This window comes from Mycobacterium sp. 48b (assembly GCF_048282725.1).
Lineage (GTDB): Bacteria > Actinomycetota > Actinomycetes > Mycobacteriales > Mycobacteriaceae > Mycobacterium.
In genome coordinates, this window is the sequence record NZ_JBLVUL010000001.1 from 1,961,900 (window position 1) to 1,987,100 (window position 25,201).

The 25,201-nt window shown below is 65.6% G+C and carries 18 protein-coding genes; 7 read left to right on the plus strand and 11 right to left on the minus strand.

Annotated features, from left to right (window positions below):
* The first annotated feature begins 93 nt into the window (after nucleotides 1-93).
* From ACNQR1_RS09270 to ACNQR1_RS09300, 7 genes are all read left to right on the plus strand, one after another.
* A complete protein-coding gene (locus ACNQR1_RS09270) occupies nucleotides 94-1,485 on the plus strand; it encodes a sigma 54-interacting transcriptional regulator (protein ID WP_418045496.1) in 1,392 nt (463 codons plus the stop codon).
* The gene (locus ACNQR1_RS09275; protein ID WP_418045497.1) at nucleotides 1,478-3,466 is read left to right on the plus strand and encodes a vWA domain-containing protein; all 1,989 of its coding nucleotides are present in this window, start codon (nucleotides 1,478-1,480) and stop codon (nucleotides 3,464-3,466) included. The genes ACNQR1_RS09270 and ACNQR1_RS09275 overlap by 8 nt, the downstream gene beginning before the upstream one ends.
* Before the next feature lie 57 nt (nucleotides 3,467-3,523).
* Nucleotides 3,524-4,192, plus strand: coding sequence for a hypothetical protein (locus ACNQR1_RS09280; protein WP_418045498.1), 669 nt, complete (start codon nucleotides 3,524-3,526; stop codon nucleotides 4,190-4,192).
* A gap of 74 nt (nucleotides 4,193-4,266) precedes the next feature.
* Nucleotides 4,267-5,508, plus strand: a complete 1,242-nt coding sequence (locus ACNQR1_RS09285) for a PE-PPE domain-containing protein (protein WP_418045499.1) — start codon at nucleotides 4,267-4,269, stop codon at nucleotides 5,506-5,508.
* 714 nt (nucleotides 5,509-6,222) lie between these two features.
* Nucleotides 6,223-7,746, plus strand: coding sequence for a hypothetical protein (locus tag ACNQR1_RS09290; protein WP_418045500.1), 1,524 nt, complete (start codon nucleotides 6,223-6,225; stop codon nucleotides 7,744-7,746).
* Between the two features lie 785 nt (nucleotides 7,747-8,531).
* A complete protein-coding gene (locus ACNQR1_RS09295) occupies nucleotides 8,532-10,190 on the plus strand; it encodes a hypothetical protein (RefSeq protein ID WP_418045501.1) in 1,659 nt (552 codons plus the stop codon).
* Between the two features lie 265 nt (nucleotides 10,191-10,455).
* A complete protein-coding gene (locus ACNQR1_RS09300; protein WP_418045502.1) occupies nucleotides 10,456-11,094 on the plus strand; it encodes a hypothetical protein in 639 nt (212 codons plus the stop codon).
* 47 nt (nucleotides 11,095-11,141) lie between these two features.
* Here the strand turns inward: ACNQR1_RS09300 and ACNQR1_RS09305 are convergent, their stop codons facing one another.
* The 11 genes from ACNQR1_RS09305 to ACNQR1_RS09355 all read right to left on the minus strand — a co-directional run bounded on the left by ACNQR1_RS09305 (nucleotide 11,142) and on the right by ACNQR1_RS09355 (nucleotide 25,100).
* A complete protein-coding gene (locus ACNQR1_RS09305) occupies nucleotides 11,142-11,723 on the minus strand; it encodes a DUF1707 SHOCT-like domain-containing protein (RefSeq protein WP_418045503.1) in 582 nt (193 codons plus the stop codon).
* Between the two features lie 97 nt (nucleotides 11,724-11,820).
* Entirely contained in the window at nucleotides 11,821-12,582 is a 762-nt protein-coding gene (locus tag ACNQR1_RS09310; RefSeq protein WP_418045504.1) for an SDR family oxidoreductase, read from the minus strand.
* 40 nt (nucleotides 12,583-12,622) lie between these two features.
* Nucleotides 12,623-14,662, minus strand: a complete 2,040-nt coding sequence (locus tag ACNQR1_RS09315) for a PE-PPE domain-containing protein (RefSeq protein ID WP_418045505.1) — start codon at nucleotides 14,660-14,662, stop codon at nucleotides 12,623-12,625.
* A gap of 626 nt (nucleotides 14,663-15,288) precedes the next feature.
* On the minus strand, nucleotides 15,289-15,744 hold the full coding sequence (locus ACNQR1_RS09320) for an ester cyclase (protein WP_418045506.1): 456 nt from the start codon (nucleotides 15,742-15,744) through the stop codon (nucleotides 15,289-15,291).
* Nucleotides 15,745-15,942: 198 nt separating this feature from the next.
* The gene (locus tag ACNQR1_RS09325; protein ID WP_418045507.1) at nucleotides 15,943-16,659 is read right to left on the minus strand and encodes a sensor domain-containing protein; all 717 of its coding nucleotides are present in this window, start codon (nucleotides 16,657-16,659) and stop codon (nucleotides 15,943-15,945) included.
* 53 nt (nucleotides 16,660-16,712) lie between these two features.
* On the minus strand, nucleotides 16,713-17,480 hold the full coding sequence (locus tag ACNQR1_RS09330; RefSeq protein WP_418045508.1) for an enoyl-CoA hydratase family protein: 768 nt from the start codon (nucleotides 17,478-17,480) through the stop codon (nucleotides 16,713-16,715).
* Nucleotides 17,480-18,637, minus strand: a complete 1,158-nt coding sequence (locus ACNQR1_RS09335) for an acyl-CoA dehydrogenase family protein (protein WP_418045509.1) — start codon at nucleotides 18,635-18,637, stop codon at nucleotides 17,480-17,482. The genes ACNQR1_RS09330 and ACNQR1_RS09335 overlap by 1 nt, the downstream gene beginning before the upstream one ends.
* On the minus strand, nucleotides 18,634-20,568 hold the full coding sequence (locus tag ACNQR1_RS09340) for a biotin carboxylase N-terminal domain-containing protein (protein WP_418045510.1): 1,935 nt from the start codon (nucleotides 20,566-20,568) through the stop codon (nucleotides 18,634-18,636). The genes ACNQR1_RS09335 and ACNQR1_RS09340 overlap by 4 nt, the downstream gene beginning before the upstream one ends.
* A gap of 97 nt (nucleotides 20,569-20,665) precedes the next feature.
* Nucleotides 20,666-22,261, minus strand: a complete 1,596-nt coding sequence (locus tag ACNQR1_RS09345; protein ID WP_418045511.1) for an acyl-CoA carboxylase subunit beta — start codon at nucleotides 22,259-22,261, stop codon at nucleotides 20,666-20,668.
* Nucleotides 22,258-23,406, minus strand: coding sequence for an acyl-CoA dehydrogenase family protein (locus ACNQR1_RS09350; protein ID WP_418045512.1), 1,149 nt, complete (start codon nucleotides 23,404-23,406; stop codon nucleotides 22,258-22,260). Before ACNQR1_RS09350 ends, ACNQR1_RS09345 begins: the two co-directional genes overlap by 4 nt.
* Entirely contained in the window at nucleotides 23,403-25,100 is a 1,698-nt protein-coding gene (locus ACNQR1_RS09355; protein ID WP_418045513.1) for an acyclic terpene utilization AtuA family protein, read from the minus strand. The genes ACNQR1_RS09350 and ACNQR1_RS09355 overlap by 4 nt, the downstream gene beginning before the upstream one ends.
* Nucleotides 25,101-25,201: the final 101 nt, after the last annotated feature.

Sequence of the window (25,201 nt, forward strand, 5' to 3'; positions counted from 1 at the left end):
GGGTGCTAATCGGGTCGCGGCTGCGGGCGGCCGAGAGACTCCAGTCTGACGGGTGGCGATGTGCGCGGGCGGGTTCAGTCGTAGCGTGGAGTGGTGAGCCAACCCAAGGATCTGCCTCGCACCGTCGGTGAGCTGCGTGCCTCCGGCCATCGTGAGCGTGGTGTCAAAGCCGAAATTCGGGAGAACCTGCTGGCCGCTTTGGGCTCAGCCGCCGCAAGAGAACACGTGTGGCCGGGAATCCTGGGATTTGACGACACGGTGATCCCGCAGCTGGAGCGGGCCTTGATCGCCGGACACGACGTGGTGCTGCTCGGTGAGCGCGGCCAGGGCAAGACCCGGCTGCTGCGCGCGCTGACGGGGCTGCTCGACGAGTGGACGCCGGTAATCGCCGGATCCGAGTTGGGTGAGCACCCCTACAGCCCGATCACCCCGGAGTCGATCCGCCGGGCGGCGGATTCCGGCGACGATCTGCCGATCGAGTGGCGTCACCGCAGCGAGCGGTACACCGAGAAGCTGGCCACGCCGGATACCAGCGTGGCCGATCTCGTCGGCGACATCGATCCGATCAAGGTGGCCGAGGGTCGCAGCCTGGGCGATCCGGAAACGATCGCCTACGGGCTGATCCCGCGGGCACACCGCGGCATCGTGGCCGTCAACGAGCTACCCGACCTGGCCGAGCGCATTCAGGTGTCGATGCTCAACGTGATGGAGGAGCGCGACATTCAGGTCCGCGGCTACACCTTGCGGCTGCCGCTGGACGTGCTCGTGGTGGCCAGCGCCAACCCGGAGGACTACACGAACCGTGGCCGGATCATCACACCGCTGAAGGACCGGTTCGGCGCCGAGATCCGTACGCACTACCCGCTGGAGATCGACGACGAGGTGGGGGTGATCCGGCAGGAGGCCCAGTTGGCGGCCGAGGTGCCGGATTACCTGCTCGGTGTGCTGGCCCGGTTCGCCCGCAATCTGCGTGAATCGAACTCTGTCGATCAGCGTTCCGGTGTGTCGGCGCGGTTCGCGATCGCCGCGGCCGAGACGGTCGCCGCCTCGGCGCGGCACCGCTCGGCAATCCTGGGCGAGGACGATCCGGTGGCCCGGGTGGTCGATCTGGCCACCGTGATCGACGTGCTGCGCGGCAAATTGGAGTTCGAAACGGGCGAGGAGGGACGCGAGCAGGCGGTGCTGGAGCACCTGCTGCGGCGCGCTACCGCAGACACCGCACAACGGCTGCTCGGTGGCATCGACGTCGCCCCGCTGGTGGCCGCGGTCGAGGAAGGCTCCCCGGTGACCACCGGCGAGCGGGTATCGGCCAAGGACGTGCTGGCCGCGCTGCCGGATCTGCCCGTCATCGACACCATCGCCTCCCGGCTGGGTGCGGTTTCGGTCGGTCAGCGGGCCGCGGCGGTCGAATTGGCTTTGGAGGCGCTGTATCTGGCCAAGCGCGTGGACAAGGTGACGGGGGAGGGCGAGACGGTCTATGGCTGATCCCCGCCGGGGGCACGGGCACACCTCGCGGTATTCGCGGTACACCGGTGGCCCCGACCCGCTGGCACCACCGATCGATCTGCGCGACGCCCTCGAGCAGATCGGTCAGAACGTCATGGAGGGCAGCTCACCGCGCCGTGCGCTCTCCGAGCTGATGCGTCGCGGTACCGAGGGCATGCGTGGCACCGACCGGCTGGCCGCCGAGGCCAACCGGAAGCGCCGGGAGCTGTTGCAGCGGCACAACCTTGACGGCACGCTGCAGGAGATCAAGAAGCTGCTCGACGAGGCCGTGCTGGCCGAGCGCAAGGAGCTGGCCCGCGCACTCGACGACGACGCGCGGTTCGGCGAACTGCAGATGGAGGCACTCTCGCCGTCACCGGCCAAGGCCGTTCAGGAGCTCGCGGATTACGACTGGCGTAGCCCCGAAGCCCGGCAGAAGTACGAGCAGATCAAGGATCTACTGGGCCGCGAGATGCTGGATCAGCGGTTCGCGGGCATGAAGGATGCGTTGGAGAACGCCACCGACGAGGACCGGCAGCGCGTCAACGACATGCTCGACGATCTGAACGATCTGCTGGACAAGCACTCGCGCGGCGAGGACACCCCGCAGGATTTTCAAGACTTCATGGACAAGCACGGCGAGTTCTTCCCGGAGGGCCCGCAGAACATCGACGAGCTGCTGGACTCGCTGGCCAAGCGGGCCGCCGCCGCGCAGCGGTTCCGCAACAGCCTGTCGGCCGAACAACGCGCGGAGCTGGATGCCTTGGCGCAGCAGGCTTTTGGTTCGCCGTCATTGATGAACGCACTGGACCGGCTCGACGCACACCTGCAGGCGGCCCGGCCCGGTGAGGATTGGACCGGGTCGGAGCGGTTCTCCGGGGGCGATCCGCTGGGCATGGGGGAGGGTGCCCAGGCGCTGTCCGATATCGCCGAGCTCGAGCAGCTGGCCGACGCGTTGTCGCAGAGCTACGCCGGGGCTTCGATGGACGACGTCGATCTCGACGCGCTCGCCCGTCAGCTCGGCGAGGACGCCGCGATCGACGCCCGCACCCTGTCTGAACTGGAGAAGGCCCTGGTGAACCAGGGTTTCATCGACCGCGGCTCGGACGGGCAGTGGCGACTGTCGCCCAAGGCCATGCGCCAGCTCGGGCAGACCGCGTTGCGTGATGTGGCGCAACGACTGTCGGGCCGGCACGGTGAACGCGACACGCGCCGGGCCGGAGCGGCCGGGGAGCTGACGGGGGCCACCCGGCCCTGGGAGTTCGGCGACACCGAGCCGTGGAACGTCACCCGCACGGTGACCAATGCCGTACTGCGCCAGGCCGGGACCGGCACCGTGGAACGGCCCATCCGGTTCGCCGTCGAGGACGTCGAGATCTCCGAGACCGAGACCCGCACCCAGGCGTGCGTGGCGCTGCTGGTCGACACCTCGTTTTCGATGGTGATGGAGAACCGCTGGCTGCCGATGAAGCGCACCGCGCTGGCCCTCAACCACCTGGTGAGCACCCGGTTCCGGTCAGATGAGTTGCAGATCATCGCTTTTGGCCGCTACGCCCGCACCGTGACCGCGGGTGAGCTGACCGGCCTGGAGGGCGTGTACGAGCAGGGCACCAATCTGCACCATGCGCTGGCACTGGCGACCCGGCATCTGCGTCGTCACCCCAATGCCCAGCCGGTCGTGCTCGTGGTGACCGACGGCGAACCGACCGCGCACCTCGAGGATTTCGGCGACGGTGAAGGGTCGTCCGTCTTCTTCGACTACCCGCCACACCCACGGACCATCGCCCACACCGTGCGTGGCTTCGACGAGGTGGCCCGCCTCGGCGCGCAGGTGACGATCTTCCGGTTGGGCTCCGACCCCGGTCTGGCCCGGTTCATCGATCAGGTGGCCCGCCGGGTGCAGGGACGCGTGGTGGTGCCCGATCTCGACGGCCTGGGCGCCGCCGTGGTGGGCGATTACCTGCACTCGCGGCGACGCTAGCCGTTCGCTGTGAGCCGCGGTGGCGCGGGATCGGGGCTCGCGTAGTCTCTGTCAGCGATGGGGGTCCTGAAGCTAGTCGCCGGCGTGGTCGTGTTGACCGCTGGGCTGACCCTCACCGGCTGTACGCAGTTGACGGACGGCACCGCGACGGCCGGGTTCGAACCGGGTTCGCAGAGTTCTTCTGGTGCGTCGTCGCCTCCCTACAAGGCCCAGCAGTGCGAGCAATTGCATTCGGACCGGTGGATCGAACTGTCCGGCACGGCCGCGGACGAGCCCAGGGTGCGCATCGCGCAGCCGCCGGGCTGGGAACCGGTTCCGGAGTTGGCCACGGGCGCAGTCAAGTTGGTGATGCGCAATGTGTCGCTCAGCGATGGCGTGACCAACCCGGCCCTGTCGGTGGCCACCGCAGACGCGACCGACGGTGACCGGCCGCCCAGGGACCTGCTGAACGACAGCATCAAGGGCTTCGAAGCCGGTGGCGGACAGAACATCACCCAGGTGCCGACCGAGATCTGCGGGTTCGCGGCGCTGATGGCCAACTACACGATCCCGCCCGGCGACGCCCCCAAGACCATCTACGTGACCGCGGTGACGGTGATGGTGCCACTCGGGTCGAAGGTGTGGAACCTGGTGGCGATGACGCAGAGCACCGCGCCCAACAACGAGACCTACATGGCCGACGCCCAGGTGATGCTGGCCGGGCTGCGGATCGCGATGCCGCGCTAGCCCACATTTGCTGACGTTGCGGTTTGCCGTCGGGTAGCTTCTGCTCATTCGAACCGGGGCGGGGAGGCGGCGGCATGGCACAACGCTTGGGCGGGCGCGTACTGCCGGCATCTGTTCTGGGCGGGGCGGCGTTGGCGACGGTGGCTGCGCTGGGGGCCGCCCAGCCGATGACCGCGGTGCAGCTGTCGGCGCTCATCATCGGAGCGAGTTCGACCAACCCGTCCGGTGACGGCGTCGCGGATTTCTACGGCGGGCTGTACCGGCAGGGCTACGACGAGCCGGTCGTCGCGAACTTCTTCACCGGACCGTTCGGGGTCTACCGTGCGATCCAGGACAACACCGCCGCAGACAATGTGGTGCTGTCCTCGGGTTGGGGCGCGGCCAATGTGAGCCTGTTGCTGAGCTACGGGAAGCTGACGCACGATCCCGTCGTCACCCAACCGAAGTTGTACGTCCTCGACAACAACGTGGCGAGCCCCAACGGGGGATTCGGCACGAGGCTGCCGGTCTTCGCCGTGATCGGCGTGAACCCGATCCCGACGCCGACGGACCCGGGGGTTCCGGTGGTCAACGTCGTCTACGAGTACGACATCAACTCCAACATCCCGGCGTATCTGTGGAACGCCCCCGCGATGGCCAATTCGTTGATGGCCTACCTCGACCGTCGACTCCAGCAGGACAGCCTGGATTTCCCGATCGACGCCGAGGGCAAGGTCCGCGACTGCGATTCGGAGTGCCAGGAAACGTTGGACGGCGGCGGGACCGTGGTGCGCCAGACGAGCGACGGAACGGTACGGATCAGCAGGGTCGACGACACCACCTACGTGGGTTACGAGTCCACGAACCTGCCGCTGGTCTCGCCGCTGCGCACATTAGGGGAGCCGGGCAATCTGTTGGCCGATGCGGCCACGCCGGCGTTGAGGGCCGTGGTCGATTACGGCTACCCGGACAACGACCCGCTCGCCAACCCCCAGAAGTACACGCCGGCCCGGCTGATCCCGCGACGCGAGGAGACCCAGCGCTTCGTCCGTGACTTCACCGCTGGAGTCGAGGAAGGTGCGAACATCCTGCGCGGTGGTTCCACGTCGCCGTCGTCGCGTGCGGAGGAGCCGGCCACCCGCCCGTTGTTGCGCAAGAGCCTGGACTTCTCCCCGAAAGCACTGGGCCGCGACCACGCCCCGAATCCACGCCGGGCGGGCGGACCCGTGATCGACGGGGTGCGGGCTTGGGCCAAGAAGCTGCGCGGCACCGGCGCGGCGACCTCGCCGGCGTCAGATCCGCCGGCCGCCGACGAAGGTTCGCCGGCCGACAACTGAGCCGATCTCAGCGGTATCTCAGGTTGAATGCTTTGCTGGCGGGAATCCACGCCGGAGTCATTCGACACGAGTTGTTCATCGTCAGTTAACACAATGGGCTCGCCCGATGGTGGTCGAGACGGGGTTGTTGTTGCGTACGCAATTAATTGCTTTTGTTCCGTTCCGTGCAAACAACGGGTGGGTCAATAAAGGGCCGTCGTCGCGCAGTGCTGGCAACCCGGGACAAACTTGCGCCGTGCGCCGTGCCGTCGTGGCCTCCCGGGCGGAGTCTCGTCCGGTTGGCGAAATACGAGGCGGGCGCCACGCCGAGGTGAACTCGGATTATGTGTGGGCACTGTGCGATTGGCCTGAGGCCGGGAGCGCGTGCCGGCGCGCTGGTGTCAGGTGTGCTGCGGCAACCAATGTGGTGATTCCTCCGCGAGCTGCACGGCCGGTGGGCCGCATATTTGTCCTCGCGAAACCGGCGGTCAGCGACGTGTCGGACATAGCTGGATACCGGTGAAATGTGGCGATTGAATTTGCATTGGAAAATTGGTCGACGCCGCCGTGCTCAAGTGAGTGCATGGCGGTGGCTAAGTGGTTACTGTCCTGCCTCTATAGAGGTTGCGGGAGTAGATGCCGGGTTTTAGCATTCTCAGGAGTTTCTAAGTTGTACTCCGGTACCAGCACGGGTCGTTAGAGCCCGGCTCACGCTCAGAAAAAGGGGCCACGCGTATGGCAGTCCGTCCGCTCGTCACCACCGGTGTCGCACTCGTCAGCGCTGGCGCGATCGTTGCCGGGACCCCTGCGCTGTTCGTCCCGCACAGCGCGGTCACTGTTGCTTCGCCGGCTGCGGTCGAAGCACACAAGACGTTGACCCAAGAGCAGATCCATCTGCTCGCGCTGTCGGTGCAGGGCGCGTGGCAGTCGTTCACCCAGGGCTATGGCGGTCTGTACATCCCGGGGCAGGTCCCCACCTCGCCCTACATCAATGGTCCAGATGGCCCGATCCCCGTTCCCCCGGGCACCAATCCCACTACGCCGCTTGTCGACTCGGAAGGGAACCAGCTCTACGTCTTCGACCCAACGGGAAATCCGGTTCCGGCGACTGCCGCCAATATCGGCGCCGACGGCAGTCATCCCCCGTTTGTCGACGCTGAAGGTGAACCGGTGTTGGAGGATGCACCGGGCGACTGCACGGCCACCGGGGCGGTCTGCAAGGACGGCTTCACGGGGCTCGCGTACTACCTCAGTGACAACATCCTGCCGCTCGGGCCGATCGACAACATCTTCTTCGAGGGCGGCTTCACCGAGCTCGCGCGTCAGGCGATCCTGGTCGTCGCTACCGCAATCGATGACGTTGATCCGACCGGTCGGCTGGATCTGGCCAAGCGCGTCAACGACTTCTTCGACGGTGGCGCAACGCAACTCGTCGGCAATCTGCTGCTCGACAACCTGCCGCAGGATGGCTACGCCTACGGACTGACCAACTCGTTCTTCTTCGGTTACGGCGTCAACACCGGCATCACCGCTGCGATCACCTACGTGGTGGATGCCCTCGCTCAAGGCACGCCGACGCCCGACCCGAACTTTCTCAATCCGCTCGACGGAAATCCGGTTCAGACTTTCGACTCGAGCTCCGAGGACACCATGCTGCTCGCGAAGACGACGGCCGAGACGGAGACCACGCCGACCTCGACCGGCCTTCCGAACTTCGGCAAGCTGTTCAGCCTGCCGACACCGAAGCTGGACACCGAGTCGCCGTGGAAGAAGCTCACGGAGACCTTGCAGAAGCCCGTCGAGCTCAAGGACGTCGAGGAGACCGGGACCCCGGTCGAGGGTGGCACCACCACCCCGCTGGACGTCGAGCTTCCAAAGCCGGAGGCCCCGACCTTCGAAGCGCCCAAGGCGCCTGAGTTCAAGCCGCCGGTATTGAAACTGCCCGAGTTCAAGGCGCCTGAGTTCAAGGTGCCCGAGGTGAAGGTCCCTGAGTTCAAGGCGCCCGAGCCGAAGGCGCCGGAGGTGAAGCCCGACGTCACATCCAAGATCACGATCAAGGACAAAGAGGCTGCCGCGGAAGACGAGGCGAAGACGGGCACCGAGACCAAGACCGGCAACAAGGTCACGCCCCCCATCCTCTTCGACAACGGCAGGCCGAAGGGCGACTACAACGGCAAGAAGTTCCTGAACAAGCTCAAGGACGCGGTCGACAAGGCCACCGGCGGCGAAAAGGACTCAGGAGAAGGCGGAGACAAGTAGTCAACCCCGTCCACGTCATGGCCCCTGCCCGTTCGGCAGGGGCCATCGCGTTTTCGGCGATGTGCCCAGACTGGACATCTCGTGGGTGGCGACTGACCTCAATCTCAGGCTTTTCTCAGGCGCTGAGGCATCCCCGATGTTCGCTGCAGGCCGGTGACCTGGGCTTATTTACCTCGCCGTAAGGGGGAGTGTCTCGCGGAACTCGGTGCCGTTCTTTTCCGGGAAATGCCGAATTGAATAAATGGCGGCCGCGGCCCCTTCTTGCCGGCGGGGTTGGATTGGTGCCGGTGGGCCCGACCGGCCGGATCCGCAGCGGCCCGACACAGGGCCCGAACTTCGGAGCGGGGTTGCGCCGAGTGCCCGCGGATCGGTGCCCTCCGGTGCCGGCATCCTGCCGCCTGACCTAGGGATACGAGCGGGTTGCACCGAATGCCCCAGATGCCCGGCCGAGTGTGCCGAAGCCGCGCGTCGGGTCGTCACGCAACGGTTTCCGCCGGCGCCAACCCGCACCTTTGTGTTCGGCGGGTTCCGCGGCGACGGTATTCGTTATTAGCTGGCCCTGTACCGATCGGGAACGTCTCGTTCTGCATCGAAAAATTGGCGGGACTCAGCCCGCAAAAGCAGCGCTGCAGCGGCGCGGCGGAGGGTGCTGTTGTGCCTGGATAGAGGTTGCGGGCAGGGGTACCGGGAATTACCCTTCTCAAGGACTTTTAAGGTTCTACGCAGGTACCTGCACGGATTCTCAGGAATCCCGCCCACGCTCGAGATTAAGGGGCCACACCCATATGGCAGTTCGTCCGCTCGTCACCACTGGCGTTGTGCTCGCGAGTGCGGCTGCCATTGTCGCAGCGACGCCGGGGTTGATGACTCCGCCGAACATCGCGATCGCCGCCAGCGACGCGGCGGCGGTTGCGCCGAAGAAGTCGGTCACCGTCAATCAGCTGAATCTGCTTGCGCTGAGCGACATCGACCTCCAGACGATTTCCGACATCTTCTTCCGTGTCGACGGCTGGGGCGGCATTGTTGGCAGCTCGTATGACCCGTACTACGGCGGTTCGTTCCAGGGGGGACCCCTCAAGGTCCAAACAGGAGTCGATGCGGCCGGTAATCCGGTATATGCCCAAGCAGTGGACAAAGACGGAAAGCCCCTTGCCATACCGGCAGTAGATGCCGACGGGAACCCCGTTGTTGGCGACACTCCTGTCTACATCGCAGATAAAGACGAAAACGGTAACCCCACCTACGTGGTTGTCGAAGACCCCGTATTTGAACCTGCAGATCCCATCTCGGGTGATATCTACCGCGACGGGCTGGTCGGCCTTGCCTACTACCTGAGCGACCAGGTCCTGGACGAGGTCGTGCAGTCGGGAGTGCCGTTCATCTCGGACGCCGCGTCGTTCTTGTACAACAACGTCAACCCGTACTTCTTCGAGGCGGGTATCGAGGAGACCTTCCGGGCGGTGGCCTCTGAGCTGACCGGAGGGATCAGTGGCCCGGTCGGTCAGGCCCTGGCGGTCGCGGAGGATCTGTCGCACAACTGGCTGACCTACACCGGGGCGGTGCTCACTCTGGTCGCCAGTGGTGTCCCGTTGGCCGGCCCCGATTTGGCTGCCGCAACAAACATCTTCTTCTTTGGCGGTCCAGTCGAAGACGGCGGCAAAGAGTACAACCAGGGGATCGACGGCATCATCAACTACGTTGTTGATCGGGTGCTGGGCGCGCCTGCGCCCGGTTCTGAGACCGAACCCCCTGAGACTGAGACTGAGTCGGATGTCGCGAGTGCCAAGAGCTCGACCGCGGTACTCGCGTCGGCTGACAAAGCGTTGCCGGCGCTGAAGAAGCTCATCAGCCTTGATCTCAAGGGCGAAGATGCGGCAACCGCGGACAGCGCCAAGCTCGTCAGCGCCCTCGAGGTCAAGGCCGAGGAAGCCACGACCGAAGAGCCCGCCGAAGAGGCTGGCTCCGGCACGGTCACCCCGGCCGTCGAGGTCTCGACGCCCGCGGCTCCGAAGTTCGAGCTGCCGAAGTTGCCGAAGCTGAACCTGGACCTGACTCCCAAGGTTGAGGAGAAAGAGGCCAAGGAAGCCGTCAAGGACGTCAAAGAGCCTGCAGCCGAAGAGAAGTCGGCTGAGGAGACGTCGGGCGCGGAGAAGCCTGCCGAGTCGGCTGATTCCGGTGCCACCAGCAAGACCCCGAACAAGTTCGCCCCGAAATCGCGCACCACCGAGCGCAAGAAGTCGGCCGGCGAGAAGTTCGTCGAGAACGCCACGAAGAATCTCGAGAAGGCGTTCAAGCCCACCACCAAGGCCGGTGCGGACAAGCAAGAGACCGCCAAGGGTGAGGGCGCCAAGGGTGACACCGACAGCACCTCCGGAGCCAAGGCCGGCAACGCCCATTCCGACACCAAAGACAACAAGGGCACCAAGGACAACAAGGACAAGTAACACCTGATCCGACGCAACGGCCCCCTCCAAATCGGAGGGGGCCGTTGCGTTTTCGCGCAATCTTGGAGATCTCTGTGTACGAGCTATGAATTCTCGTGATGTTGCGCCGAACAGCAAATGAACAACGTCGCCACTACCTATCGCCGCTGTTCGGAGTGCCTTAAGTTCGCTGGCGGGCCAGCGGCAATGTCAGCCGCCTGGCCCGAATCTGGCTCTGGCGCAACGCCAATCACGAGAGGTAGCAGGCATGTCAAAACATCGGAAGATGTCTGAGCGGTCCGTGCGGGTACGCACGTTGGTTGGGGGCCTGATCGCGGGCGGTGCGTTGGCGGTGACCCTGCCGACCGGGTTGGCTCACGCGGAAGGGCCGACGAAGTCCACCACCGGCAACAAGTCAGCCTCGGAAGGGTCGACGAAGCCCACCACCGGCAACAAGACTGCCGCGGAAGGACCGACCAAGCCCACCACCGGCAACAAGTCAGCCGATGCAGTGGGCCGTCCTGACCTGGGCAACCCCGCCCCCGGCGTCCGCGCAGCCCAGGCCATCGGCGACAAGGTGTTCAACCAGAATCCGGGTATCAACAAGACCCTTGACGACAGCCCGCTGGGTGAGGCGTACCACCTGAACTTCGGTACGGGAAACTACGACGACCCGACCAAGGGCACCAACGGTGTGGTCAAGGGCGAGTTGAACGTGAACGCCGGAAAGTACTACTACGACCAGACGCAGAAGTACGCAGATCAGTACCTGGGTAACAAGCTGCTGCCAGACGAGAAGGACCTGCCGGGCACCCTGCCGAAGGCAATCGCAGGGGACGGACCCACCGCCAAGGTGTCGACCGCCAAGCCCTCCAACTCGAACAAAGCGGCGACTTGCGTCGCCGCCACCGCCTGCAAGCACTGACGAGTCGAAATCAAACGGGCGGGCCCCTGGGCCCGCCCGTTTTTCTTTCAATCGGTCTGGTTGCGGCGCTTCTTGCGCTTCACGCTGACACTGCCCCACAGGGAGAAACCACGGATGTGGACCCGCGGCGCCCCGGCCGTGCCGTCCCCGTCGACGCTGTGATCGAAGTTCCCCATCACGCCCATGCCATCGAGATCCACATTCACCTCGGGCGGCACCAAGATGGTCTGCCCACCGAAGATCGAATAGGTGCGGACCTCGACGTCGGGTGCGGTGAAATCGGCATAGCGAAGGTCGACCACTCCGCCACCGAAGAGCGCGAACGTCGTCAGCTTCTTCGGCACGTTCCACCGGCCCCGGCGTTCGAACCCACTCATGATCGCCAACAGCAGCGTCGAGGGGGCAGGGCGACAGTGGCCGGCCGAACAGTTCACCGCGCCGGGAAGGTCGCGGCTCAGCCGGGCCAGATCGTCATAGGTCTCAGCCGCGTAGGCCTTTGCTAGCCGGTCCTCGTACTCGGTCATCGGCAGCCGGCCCGCGGCGGCAGCATCAGTGAGCAGCTGCGCCACCTGAATGCGGTCGGTGTCGGCAGCCCGCATCGACCGGCCCTGCGGCGCTGAAGTGCTCATCGGTGTCGAGCCTACGACGATCGCTGTCACATGCAAGAGCGATGGCGAAACTGTGTCGCCATGGTTGCGACGGTGACGCGCGCTCGGCGTAGCCGATCTATCCGTCCGTGCCCAAATAGTCCTGGAACGATACGCCGTCGATCGCGTTTTCCGGGGTCAGATTGGCTCCCGACCTGTAACCGGCGACGATGCGACCGGGGATGGTGAATCTGGCCACGCGACGCACGCTGTTGTGTGCTGAGAGATACATTTGTCCCAATTCTGGGTGACTGTGGATGCTGGGACCGCCGATGTCAGACACCCTCCCGGCCGGTTCGGAATCGATCAATGCGACCAATCTGGTGGCCACATCGCGGGTGTCGATCGGCTGGAATCGGACGTCGCGCAGGGTCCACAAGAAGGGTGAGAATCGCTGCGCCGAGAACGTCTTTTCGATTAGCTCGTGGAACTGTGTGGCGCGCAGGATCGTGTGCCCGACACCGGACGATTCGAGCGCCTGCTCGACCCGCAACTTCGTCTTGTAATAAGGAAGCGGGATGTCCTCGATCCCGACGATGGAGATATAGATGAGGTGCCCGATGCCCTTGCGCCGCGCAGCCTCGATCAGGTTCCTGGCCGCCCGGATGTCCTTACTGCCGGTGGCTTGAGTGGCGCAATGGACGATGACGTCCACGCCGTCGAGTGCGGCATCCAAACCGTCGGGCTTGAGCAAGTCGGCCTGGTGCCAATGAACTCCTGTGTAGCCGACTCGGTCCCGACGGCTCAGCGCGCGGACATGGTGGCCGGCCTCAGTCGCCTCAGGCACCACGTGGTGGCCCAGAGTGCCGGTCGCCCCGGTGACGAGCACAGTGCGTGGCATGGTGGCCACGCTACCGACGCGTCCCCGGGGCTGTCAGCGATTAGGCGGCCTTGTCGGACGACTTCTCTTTCTTCTCCGTCTTGGCCTTCTTGGTCTCGGACTGCTTCGCCTTCTTCAAGTCCTTCTTCATGCCGTCAGTGGCGTCTTTGACGTCCTTTGCGGCGTCGTCGACCGCACCGCGCACCTTGGCGACGGTCTCCTTGACCGACTTCTTGATGGGATCGCTCGCGTCGGCGGCGTGGCGGCTCTTGGTCTTGACCTTCGCCTTGGTCTGCAGCGAGTCCTTGTCCACACCAAGCGCTTTGAGAACGTCCTTGCCGACTGCGGGCTTGGCATCGGTGTCTTCGGTGTCGGTCCCTTCGGTATCGACGGCGGGGGATTCGACGCTCAGCGTCTTGAGCACATTGTCGCCCGAGGGAACCGAGGTGATGGCCTGCTTGCCGGACTGCTTGGTGGCCGTGGATCCGTTGACCTTCATCACGCCGTCGATGGCGGCCTCGACCTGAGCGTTGAAGTCGTCGAGAGCGTGGGTGACCGGAGCCAGGCCCTTCTCGACGGCGTCGAACATCGGGTCGGTGGCGTTCTTCTGGATGGAGTCCAAGGCGTCATTGACGGCCTTGGAGACCGCCAAGGCCACGGCGTTCTGCACGATCGGCTTGAAGTCTGCTCCCGGAAGCTCAGGGGTCCAGGCTTCAGGATTCAGGGCATTCTCCTGAATGCCGTCGACCAGCGCGTTGAATACCGTCTGAACCGCTGCCAGCTGCTGTGTCGGCGTGAGCGGGGAGTGCCACAAGTAGGCCTGATCACCGGCCTCGGCGAACGTGCGTTCCAGGGTGGTCGGGTCGACGTCCTGGTAGCCCATGTTCACCATCATCCGCAGCGCGTCCTCGACGCTGTCGGTCAATGGAGTCGGGATATCAACGCCCGGAGCGAGATTGAGCAGATGGGGAACCATCCGGAAAGGCTCGAGCAGCGGGAGATTGCCGGAGTCGTAGGTGATGTACGTGGCGTTCCCGGGGAACTTTGTGGAGTCTGCGATGTCGTCGAGCCAACTGCCGACGCCTGGGATCCAATCGACGCTCTTGACGAATCCATTCCACCCGGGAAGCATTTCCAGGCCCTGGCCGCCGGTCGGATCGACCATTACCTTCACACCGTCGGCGATTCCGGCGATCAACTTCGGCAGCACGTGGCTGCCGATGTTGTTGTCCTCGTCGGGCAGCAGGTAAGTCAGGAACACCCCGGCGGCGAGCGAGTTGGCCCACGCCAGCGGATTCAGCGTGGTGGGCACGTCCGACAACGGGTTGTAGGCCCAGGTGATGTCGAGGATCGAGGTGTTGAGGACCTTGGTTTGACCGGCGTTGGTGTAGCTGCCCGCCTCCGGCGTGGTGAGGTTGACCCCGAACAGGTTGGTGAAAGGCGTGGCCAGCGCGAACAATCCACCACCGGGCCGGCTGACGTTGTTGACGAAGATCAGCCACTGCCCGGTGACTCCCACACCCCAGTCCGGATCATCGGACTGCACCGCATTGATCATGTCGCGGTAGGCGAGCGACGTGGTGAGACCGCCCAGGCTCTCGGACAGAATGACGGACCGGCGCTGATTCAGGATGGGTGCCTGATTCACGATCCAATCGAGAAATGCCTTGGTAATCCGGTCATTACCGAGGCCGAGCATCTGGGCCAAACCAGTAGTGGTGTAGTCCAGCCCATTGACCGCGTCATACACATCGCCGGGCAGCGGGCCCTTCACGCCGGCCTCAATCGGTGAGATGGCGTCGAGCAGGTTCAGCAGCCCGATGACGGTTTCGGCCAGTGCGGTATTGCCGGTCAGTCCGCCGGCGGCCTTGATCACGTTCTCGGGTGTGATCCCGAGAGCCTGCGCGGTCCAGAAGACCGGCCCAACCCCGTAGATCCCGACGATGTCGGGAATCTGTCCGGCATCGACGACGAGCTCGACATCCGCCTGCACGGCGCGGTTGTGGGCCGCCAGCGCCTCGGGCGCGGAGGATGCGACGCCTGCGGTCAACGCTGCCGTAGTAGCAATGACCGCTGCCGTGGTGGCAGCGGTCTTGGCCATGGACAGACGGGGAGGAGTGGGCTGTGACATCAAGCGCGCCGCCTTTGGAGTGTGATGTGGCCTACAAGTGCTTGCACAATGTAACAACAGTTATTTCCTCTGGGGCAAATTTGCCGAGATAGCGATCTTGGGTGTATTCAGCCAAGCTTCCCGCCGCGGAATCCGTCGTCGATCAAGGGGCATGGTCTATGCGGCAGGGTGATTCGCCGTGGTCGTGCATGGGGTGCCGCGGCTGTGCGATCCGTCGCCGGTTGGCCCGCCTGGTTGCGGTCGCTGCATCTGCGTGGCTAACTAGTATCTTTGGACGCTTTGGCCACGGCTGGGTGCAACCGCCTCGTACGTCCCAGATGTGGGAGCTCAGACTGCTCGGCTCGGCACGTATTGGGCCAATGCTCAAGTGTGGAAGGTATGGCGTTGGTCGGTCAGCAACTACTGGCGGACCACGAGGCCTGTGCGGCGCGTGCGCCCAAGATCGTCAAGATCGTCAATGGCTGCCGCCACTCGGAGTCGTACATCAGCGAGTGCGAGCAGGCTAGGGCTGCCCACTCATCGAGCGATGCGTCGATGAGTGGGCAGGGGTGCGGGTCCAGGGCCGCGGCCGACCCTGGACCCTGCGGGGAACTAGCTCAGGCGGGCGCCTTGTGTTCCGACCCTGCGGGGATCAGGCCGAGTTGCTGAAGCATTCCGAGGGTGTCCCAGGTAACCCAACTCTCGGCGATCTTGCCGTCTTCGATCCGGTCGACATCGGTCAGATTGATCCGGCTGTGCTTGCCGGTGGCCGGCTGACCCATGATCTCGCCGGTGTTGTCGCCCTGCGCCTCGATCATCGTGCACACGTAGTCGCCCTCGGCGATCTGATTCTTGATGTCAAAACGCATGTTGGAAAACGACTTCCGGTACATCCCCATGAGGCTTCTCATGTGTTCGGGGCCGCGCTGGTCGCCGAACGGATCCTGGGTGTCGTGGAAGGCGGCGCTGGGAGCGACGAGGTCGTCCAGCTCGTTGAGATCACCGGAGGCAAATACCTCCCATACGCGTCGGGAAATCGCCTTGTTGTCACTGGCCATGATCCGGCCTTTCATGGGGAAACCGCACGGCAGAGGACGTCCGCACAAAAAACGGTAGAACTGCGATCAACGATGCGACAGAGATGTAACAGCGTTTGCTGTCACAGGCAACTACCGTCAAGTTCGCGCACAATGTCTGAGCTGCTGCGTCTGTAGTGAGGGTGTGGAACGAGGCCGCGGATTTTGCCCAGTGATTGGGCTGCCGGATCGCCGCTACCCAGCTGACGTGAGCTTTCTGGCCACGAGGCGAGCGACAGCGACTGCAGTGTCAGCAGTCGATGCGGTGTTGGCTGCGACGTTGCCGAGGACATCTACATCCACGACGTAATGGGACGCAGTGGTGACGGCGCGCTGTAAGGGCACCGGCGTGATGATGCCGTCTGTCGTCGACACCACCAGGTTGGCCGTCAAGAACCCGTCCGCGCTTTCTGCCTGGATGACTTTGTCGCTGAAGGTCATAGCGTCCATCGGCTGGGTCACCGTCCTGCCCTGACACGATTGCCACCGTGGAGCGGTGTCGCGATACCAGGCACTTGCATCGTCCGGTGTGTCCGCGTCGATGACGGCGATCGACACCGAGACGGACCGATGACCGCGGGCATTCTTTGGCGATTCCCAGATTCCGGTGGCGACGGCGTCTGCCGGAACATGCTGATACACATAGCGGATTCCGGCGTGGGTGAGTGCAGCACATTCGGCGGGTGAGATGTTCTCCGGGTCGCCCCTGAGCACCTGGACGCCACCGACCTCGATCGGCGAGGTCACCTGCATAGACCCACCCACGGCCTGCCCCAGCTCGGGGAGGGTGGGCATCGCCCGCTCAATCGGGCTGGTCTGGGCCTTCATCGCCTTGCCCGCGATGGCGGTCGAACACCCCGTCAGCTGCAGGGCGAACAGTGCCACCACCGTGACCAGCAGGGCCCGCGTCATTGAACTGACAATAGTGCGGGGTTGCCCGTTCTGGAGCGGTTGACGGGAGGTGCCTAGCCCACCCAGTTCGGCGGGCGCTTCTGCAGGAACGCCATCATGCCCTCGCGGGCTTCGTCCGAGACGAAGAGCCGCGCGGACTGCCGGGTCAGGTCCTCGGCGAGCTCGTCGAACCCACGCAGGATCGACGCAGTCGTCAGCGCCTTCGACGTCGCCAGGCCTTGCGGTGAGCCCTTCGCGATCTCACCCGCCAGCGCGTCGACCGCGCCGGCGACATCGTCGGCGGCCATGGTGATCAGCCCGATCTCTGCCGCCTCGGCGGCGCCGAACTTCTCACCGGTGACGAAGTAGCGGCCCGCTGCCCGGGGGGACATCTTCGGCAACAGGGTCAGCGAAATGATCGACGGCGCAACGCCGATGCGCGCTTCGGTCAACGCGAACGTGCTCTGCGGACCGGCCACGACCAGATCGCACGCACCGATCAGACCCATGCCGCCGGCCCGCACATGCCCGTCGATCGCGCCGATCACCGGAACCGGAAGCTCCAGGATCGCCCGCAGCGTCCTGGTCATCTCGCGGGCCCGGTCCACCGCGATGTCACCGGGATCCTGACCGGCGGCCTCGCTCAGATCGGCTCCCGCGCAGAAGGTTCCACCCGTGTGATCGAGCACCACCACCCGGACGCCGGGTTCCTCGGCAGCGTCGGCCAGACCCTGGTGCAACTGCTCCACCAGGGCCGTGGACAGCGCGTTGCGGTTGTGCGGGGAGTCCAGCGTCAGGCGCGCAACGGCGCCGTCGACCCGGTAGTGGACGAGCGCGCTCATCAGTAGGACCGGGGCAGACCCAGTGAGGTCTGTGCGACGAAGTTCAGGATCATCTCCCGGCTCACCGGCGCGATCCGGGCCAGCTTCGACGCCGTCACCGCCGCGGCGATGCCGTACTCCTTGGTGAGGCCGTTGCCGCCCAGTGACTGCACGGCCTGATCGACCGCTCGCACCGACGCTTCACCTGCCGCGTACTTGGCCATGTTGGCCGCCTCGGCCGCGCCGAAGTCGTCTCCGGCGTCGTACAGCGTCGCGGCCTTCCGCATCATCAGCTTGGCCAGCTCCACCTCGATATGGTTCTGCGCCAGCGGATGTGACAGACCCTGGTGCGAGCCGATCGGCACTTTCCAGACCTGGCGGGTCTTCACGTAATCGACGGCCTTGTTGATGGCGAACCGGCCCACACCCACCGCGCTGGCGGCACCCATGATGCGTTCGGGGTTCAGACCCGCGAACAGCTGGGCGATCGCGGCATCCTCCGAACCGACCAACGCATCGGCGGGCAGCCGGACGTCGTCGAGGAACACCTGGAACTGGCTTTCCGGGCTGACGATCTCCATCTCGATCTTGGTCCAGTTCAGCCCCGGGGTGTCGGTGGGGATGACGAACAGCGCGGGCTTGAGGTTCCCGGTCTTGTGGTCCTCGGTGCGGCCGACGACCAGCACGGCCTGAGCCTGGTCGATACCGGAGATGAACGTCTTCTGGCCCTTGAGGATCCAGTCGCTGCCGTCGCGGCGTGCGGTGGTGGTGATGCGGTGGCTGTTGGAGCCGGCGTCGGGCTCGGTGATCGCGAAGGCCATGGTGATCGACCCGTCGGCGATGCCGGGGATCCAGCGCTTCTTCTGTTCGTCGGTGCCGAACTTGGAGATGATGGTGCCGTTGATCGCGGGGGAGACCACCATCATCAGCAGCGCGGACCCGGCTGCCGACATCTCTTCCATCACCATGGACAGCTCGTACATGCCGGCGCCGCCGCCACCGTACTCCTCGGGCAGGTTCACGCCGATGAAGCCGAGTTTGCCTGCCTCGTTCCACAATTCGGTGGTGTGCTGGCCGGAGCGCGCCTTCTCCAGGTAGTAGTCCTGGCCGTAGTTGGCGGCCATCGCGGCCACCGCCTGGCGCAGGGCCTTCTGTTCCTCGGTTTCGATGAAGCTCATGACTGTTCTCCTTCGGGGGTTTCCACGCGGGCAAGTACGGCGCCGACCTCGACCTGCTGGCCTGCGGCGACATTGAGTTCGGCCAGCACCCCGTCTTCGGGGGCGGCGATGGTGTGTTCCATCTTCATGGCTTCCAGCCAGATCAGCGGTTGTCCGGCGGTGACGGCATCGCCGACGGCAGCGCCGACGCGGACCACCGAACCGGGCATCGGGGCCAGCAGCGAGCCGTGCGCCACCGCATCGTCCGGATCAGGGAAGCGGGGCAGGGCGGTGAGCTGCACGGGGCCGAGTGGCGAGTCGACGAACACCTGATCGCCGTAGCGCGCCACGTCGAAGGCGCGGTCCACACCGTTGACCGTGAGCACCACCCGTTCCGGTGTCGCCGACACCAGGGAAACTCCGTCGTCGTCGGGCAACTCGACCCCGGTGCGGGTGAACCGGTAGCGCACCGGCACGTCGTCGCCCGCGGTGTCGCGGTAGGCCCGGGATTGGTAACCCGAGGCCAGATTGCGCCAGCCGCTGGGTGCGGCACCGAAAACCCGTGCGCTGCTGCGGTTGTACGCGGCGTCGGCCAGAGTCGCGGCGATCGCCGAGAGCGTCACCACGCCGGCGTCGGCCAGCGGAGCGGCCAGGGAGTCGAGACCGTGGGTGTCGAAGAACGCCGTGTCGGTGGCTCCGTCGACGAAGGCCGGATGCCGCAGCACGTTCACCAGCAGATCGCGGTTGGTGCGCAGTCCGTGAATCCGGGTGCGGGCCAACGCATCGGCCAGCACCGTCGCGGCCTGACGGCGCGTCGGCGCATAGGAGATGACCTTGGCGAGCATGGGGTCGTAGAAGATCGACACCACCGAGCCGTCCTCGATGCCCGTGTCGACACGGACCTGACCGGGCACCTCGAACCGGTGCACCGCGCCGGCCTGCGGCTGCCAGCCCTTGGCCGGATCCTCGGCGTACAGGCGGGCCTCGATCGACGAACCGCGGGAGGCCGGTGGCTGGGCATCGAGCCTGCCGCCATCGGCCACCGCGATCTGCAGCTCCACCAGGTCGAGCCCGGTGGTGGCCTCGGTGACCGGATGCTCCACCTGCAGGCGGGTGTTCATCTCCAGGAAGAAGAAAGCACCTGCCTCGTCCGCCATGAACTCGACCGTGCCCGCGCCGGCGTAGCCGATCGCCTCGGCGGCGAGCCTGGCCGCGTCGAACAGCTTCTCCCGCATCCCGGGAGTGCGTTCCACCAGGGGCGAGGGGGCTTCCTCGATCACCTTCTGATGGCGACGCTGGATCGAGCACTCGCGCTCGCCGACTGCCCACACCGTGCCGTGCTGATCGGCCAGCACCTGCACCTCGACGTGATGGCCGGCCGCCAGGTAGCGCTCGCAGAACACCGTCGGATCGCCGAATGCCGACTGCGCCTCGCGCTGTGCCGCGGCCACTTCGCTTGGCAGATCGGACAGTTCGCGCACGACGCGCATACCGCGACCGCCGCCACCAGCCGACGCTTTGACCAGCACCGGCAGCTGATCAGCCGTCACGGTCGACGGGTCGAGCTCGCTCAGCACCGGAACGCCGGCTGCGGCCATCATCTTCTTGGCCTCGATCTTGGAGCCCATGGCCTGTACGGCGTTCACGGGCGGACCTATCCAGGTCAGTCCGGCATCGATCACCGCAGCGGCGAAATCGGGGTTCTCGGAGAGGAACCCGTAACCGGGGTGGACGGCGTCGGCGCCGGAGGCCTTGGCCGCGGCGATGATCTGCGCGGAGTCGAGGTAGCCGTTGTTGCCTTCCAGGCGCACCCGGGCGTCAGCCTCGGCGACGTGCGGGGACCCTGCGTCGGGATCGGTGTACACGGCGACCGTGCCGATGCCGAGGCGACGGCAGGTCTCGAACACCCGGCGGGCTATCTCGCCGCGGTTCGCGACGAGGACTGTCTTCATTTTGAGCTCTTTTCGCCGGCACTACGGTTTGTGATGGATTTCGGCCGATTTTCGTCAGAATGCGTAGTCTCGGCGCGCAAGGTGGTCATGACAGGCCTCACATCCTGAAGACGCCGAAGTTCGACGTCCCCTCGATCGGGCCACTCGCGATGGCGGACAAGCACATTCCCAGCACGGTTCGGGTATCCCGGGGATCGATCACCCCGTCGTCGTACAACCGGCCGGACAGGAACATCGGCAGCGATTCGGCCTCGATCTGGGCCTCGACCGCAGCCCGCAGTGCGGCGTCGGCAGCTTCGTCGACCGCCTGACCGCGGGCCTCGGCGGCGGCGCGGCTGACGATCGAGAGCACCCCGGCCAACTGGGTACCACCCATCACGGCGGACTTGGATGAGGGCCAGGCGAACAGGAACCGCGGGTCGTAGGCGCGTCCGCACATGCCGTAATGACCTGCGCCGTAGGAAGCGCCGAGCAGCAGCGAGATGTGCGGAACGGTGGAATTCGACACCGCGTTGATCATCATCGAGCCGTGCTTGATCATGCCGCCCTCTTCGTACTGCTTACCCACCATGTAGCCGGTGGTGTTGTGCAGGAACAGAAGTGGCGTGTCGGACCGGTTCGCCAGCTGGATGAACTGGGTGGCCTTCTGCGATTCCTCACTGAACAGCACACCGCGGGCGTTGGCCAGGATGCCGACCGGGTAGCCGTACAGCGTGGCCCATCCCGTCACCAGTGATGATCCGTACAGCGGCTTGAACTCGTCGAAGTCCGAGCCGTCGACGATGCGCGCGATCACGTCGCGCGGGTCGAACGGGATCCGCAGATCGGCGGGCACGATGCCGATGAGCTCCTCGGGGTCGAACTTGGGCTCGATCACCGGCGCGGGAACGGGGCCCTTCTTGCGCCAGTTCAGCCGGGCCACGATGCGCCGGCCGATCCGGATCGCGTCGAGTTCGTCGTTGGCCAGGTAGTCACCCAGACCTGAAGTGCGGGCGTGCATCTCGGCACCGCCCAGTGACTCGTCGTCGGACTCCTCGCCGGTGGCCATCTTGACCAGCGGCGGCCCGGCCAGGAACACCTTGGAACGTTCCTTGATCATCACGACGTGATCGGACATGCCCGGAACGTATGCGCCGCCGGCCGTCGAGTTGCCGAACACCAGCGCGACGGTCGGGATGCCTGCCGCCGACAGCCGGGTCAGATCGCGGAACATCTGCCCGCCCGGGATGAAGATCTCCTTCTGCGTCGGCAGGTCAGCGCCACCGGACTCCACGAGGGAGACCACCGGAAGCCGGTTCTCCATCGCGATCTGGTTGGCGCGCAGGATCTTCTTCAGCGTCCACGGGTTGCTGGTTCCGCCCTTGACCGTCGGATCGTTCGCCACGATCAGGCACTCGACACCTTCGACGGCGCCGATACCGCACACGACGCTGGCGCCCACGGTGAAATCACTGCCCCAGGCCGCCAACGGGCTCAGCTCCAGGAACGGGGCATCCGGATCCAGCAGCAGCTCGATCCGCTCGCGGGCGGTGAGCTTGCCGCGGCCGTGATGGCGGTCCACGTATTTGGGCCCGCCACCGCCCAGGGCCTTGGCGTGCTCGGCGTCGAGTTCGGCCAGCTTGGTGGCCATCACCTCGGCGGCTTCGGTGAACCCCGGTGAGGCGGGGTCGATGGTGGACTTCAGAGTGGTCATGACTGGAACCCCAATGTCTTTGCGGCCAACGAGGTCAGGATCTCGGTGGTGCCACCGCCGATACCCAGGATGCGCATGTCGCGGTACTGACGCTCGACCTCGGATTCGGCCATGTAACCCATGCCGCCGAACAACTGGACGGCCTGGTTGGCCACCCATTCGCCGGTCTCCACGGCGGTGTTCTTGGCGAAACACACCTCGGTGATCAGATTCTCTTCACCCGCGAGCTGCCGCTCCACCACATGGCGCGTGTACACGCGGGCCACGTCGATGCGGCGGGCCATCTCGGCCAGCGTGTTCTGCACCGACTGCCGGGCAATCAGCGGCTTGCCGAAGGTTTCGCGGTTGCGGCACCACTCGACGGTCAGGTCCAGGCAGCGCTGCGCACTGGCGTAGGCCTGCACCGCCAGGCCCACCCGCTCGGACACGAAGGCAGCGGCGATCTGGAAGAAGCCGGAGTTCTCCGCGCCGATCAGATTGGCCACCGGCACCCGCACGTCGGTGTACGACAGCTCGGCGGTATCGCTTGAGCGCCAACCCATCTTGTCGAGCTTGCGGCTGACCTCGAAGCCCGGGGTGGGCTTGTCGACCACGATCAGCGAGACGCCCGCAGCGCCGGGACCTCCGGTGCGCGACGCGGTGACGACGTAGTCGGCGCGCACGCCGGAGGTGATGTAGGTCTTGGCGCCGTTGAGGATGTAGTCATCGCCATCTCGAACGGCGCGGGTGGTGAGGTGCCCGACGTCGGAGCCGCCGCCCGGTTCGGTGATGGCCAACGATCCGATGAGATCCCCACGCAACGTCGGTTTCACGTACGTCTCGATCAGCCGCTCATCGCCCGAGGCGATCATGTGCGGCACCGCGATGCCGCAGGTGAACAGCGAGGCGAAGACGCCGCCGGGCGAGCCCGCGTAGTGCATTTCCTCGCAGATGATCACGGCGTCGGCCCCGTCGCCGCCACCACCGCCGACGGACTCGGGGAAGTTGGCCCCGAGCAGTCCGGCGTCGCCGGCCTTGCGGTGCAGTTCGCGCGGCAACTCGCCGGTGCGCTCCCATTCGGCGGCGTGGGGCAGCACCTCACGCTCGGCGAAACTGCGCACCGTTTTGCGTAGTGCCTCACGCTCGGGCGAAGTCCAGATGCTCACTTGACGAGTTCCTCCGGGATGTCGAGATGACGGCTGCGCAACCATTCGCCCAGCCCCTTGGCCTGTGGATCGAATCGGGCTTGGTACGCGACGCCCTGGCCGAGAATGCCTTCGATCACAAAGTTCACGGCCCGAAGATTCGGCAGCAGATGCCGGGTGACCGGCAGATCGGCTGTCTCGGGCAGCAATTCACGCAGCTTGTCGACTGTCAGCGTGTGGGCCAGCCAGCGCCATGCCTCGTCGGTACGCACCCACACCCCGACATTGGCCGACCCGCCCTTGTCTCCGCTGCGGGCGCCGGCGATGGTGCCGAGGGCCGCCCGTCGCGTGGGACCGGACGGGAGCGGCTCGGGCAGGGCCGGATCGGGCACGACTGCCAGATCCACGGTTTCGCTCGCCGGTGCGATGCCGATCCTGGTGCCATCGGCATGCACGGCGATGTGCGGTACCTCGGTGGCGTCGACATAGCCGGGTACGAACACGCCGTAGACCTGACCGTCGCCGGGGGGCGCGGTGGTGGTGAAGCCCGGATAGCTCGCCAGTGCGAGTTCCACACCCGCCGAGGAGAATTGGCGCCCGACGATGTTGGGGTCCGGGTCACGGACCACGCAGTGCAGCAGGGCGCTGGCGGCTTCCTCGGTATCGGCGTCGGGATGATCGGTGCGCGCCAGCGTCCAATCCAGCTCGGCCGGTCGGACTTTGATGCCGGCCTCCAACTGGCTGCGGATGAGCGCGGCCTTGGCCTCGATGTCCAGACCGGTCAGCACGAACGTGGCGGCGTTGCGGAACCCGCCGATGCTGTTGCACGACACCTTGAGCGTCGGCGGCGGGGCCTCGCCCGTCACCCCGGAAATCCGCACGCGGTCTTCGCCGTCCTGGGCCAGCTGCAGAGAGTCCACTCGCAGCGTCACATCGGGATTGGCATAGCGAGCGCCGGTGATCTCGTAGAGCAACTGTGCGGTGACCGTACCGACGCTGACCTGCCCGCCGGTGTTCGCATGTTTGGTGATCACCGAGGAGCCGTCGGCGGCAATCTCGGCGATGGGGAACCCGGGCCGGGCCAGATCCGGTATCTCAGCGAAGAAGGAGTAGTTGCCGCCGGTGGCCTGGGTGCCGCACTCGATCACGTGGCCGGCAGCCACCGCCCCGGCCAGGGCGTCGTAATCGGTGGGCGACCAGTCGAAGTGTGCAGCCGCGGGCCCGACGATCACCGAGGCGTCGGTCACCCGGCCGGTGACCACGACGTCGGCGCCGGACTTCAGGCAGTCGACGATGCCCCACGCGCCCAGATAGGCATTGGCGGCAAGGGGCGTGCCCAGGCCGAGTTCGGACGCGCGCCCCACCAGGTCGTCGCCCTCGACATGGGCGACGTTGACGTCGAGCCCCAGGCGCTCGGCCAGGGCGCGCACCGCGGCGGCAAGCCCCGCCGGGTTCAGGCCACCGGCGTTGGCCACGATCTTCACGCCCTGCTCCAGCGCCTGCCCTAGTGACTGCTCAAGCTGGGTCAGGAAGGTCTTGGCGTAGCCGCGATCCGGATTCTTGGCCCGGTCACGGGCCAGGATCAGCATGGTGAGCTCGGCCAGGTAATCGCCGGTCAGATAGTCCAGCTCATCGCCGGCGAGCATGTCGTGCATCGCGGACAGCCGGTCGCCGTAAAACCCCGAACAGTTGCCGATCCGTACTACTGGTGGCACACGTACTCCCGTCAATGCTGAAAGGGACCAACCAACCGGTAGGTTACATCAGACCGAAGGTCACGCCTATGCATCTGCGCGGACTCGATACGAGCAAGATT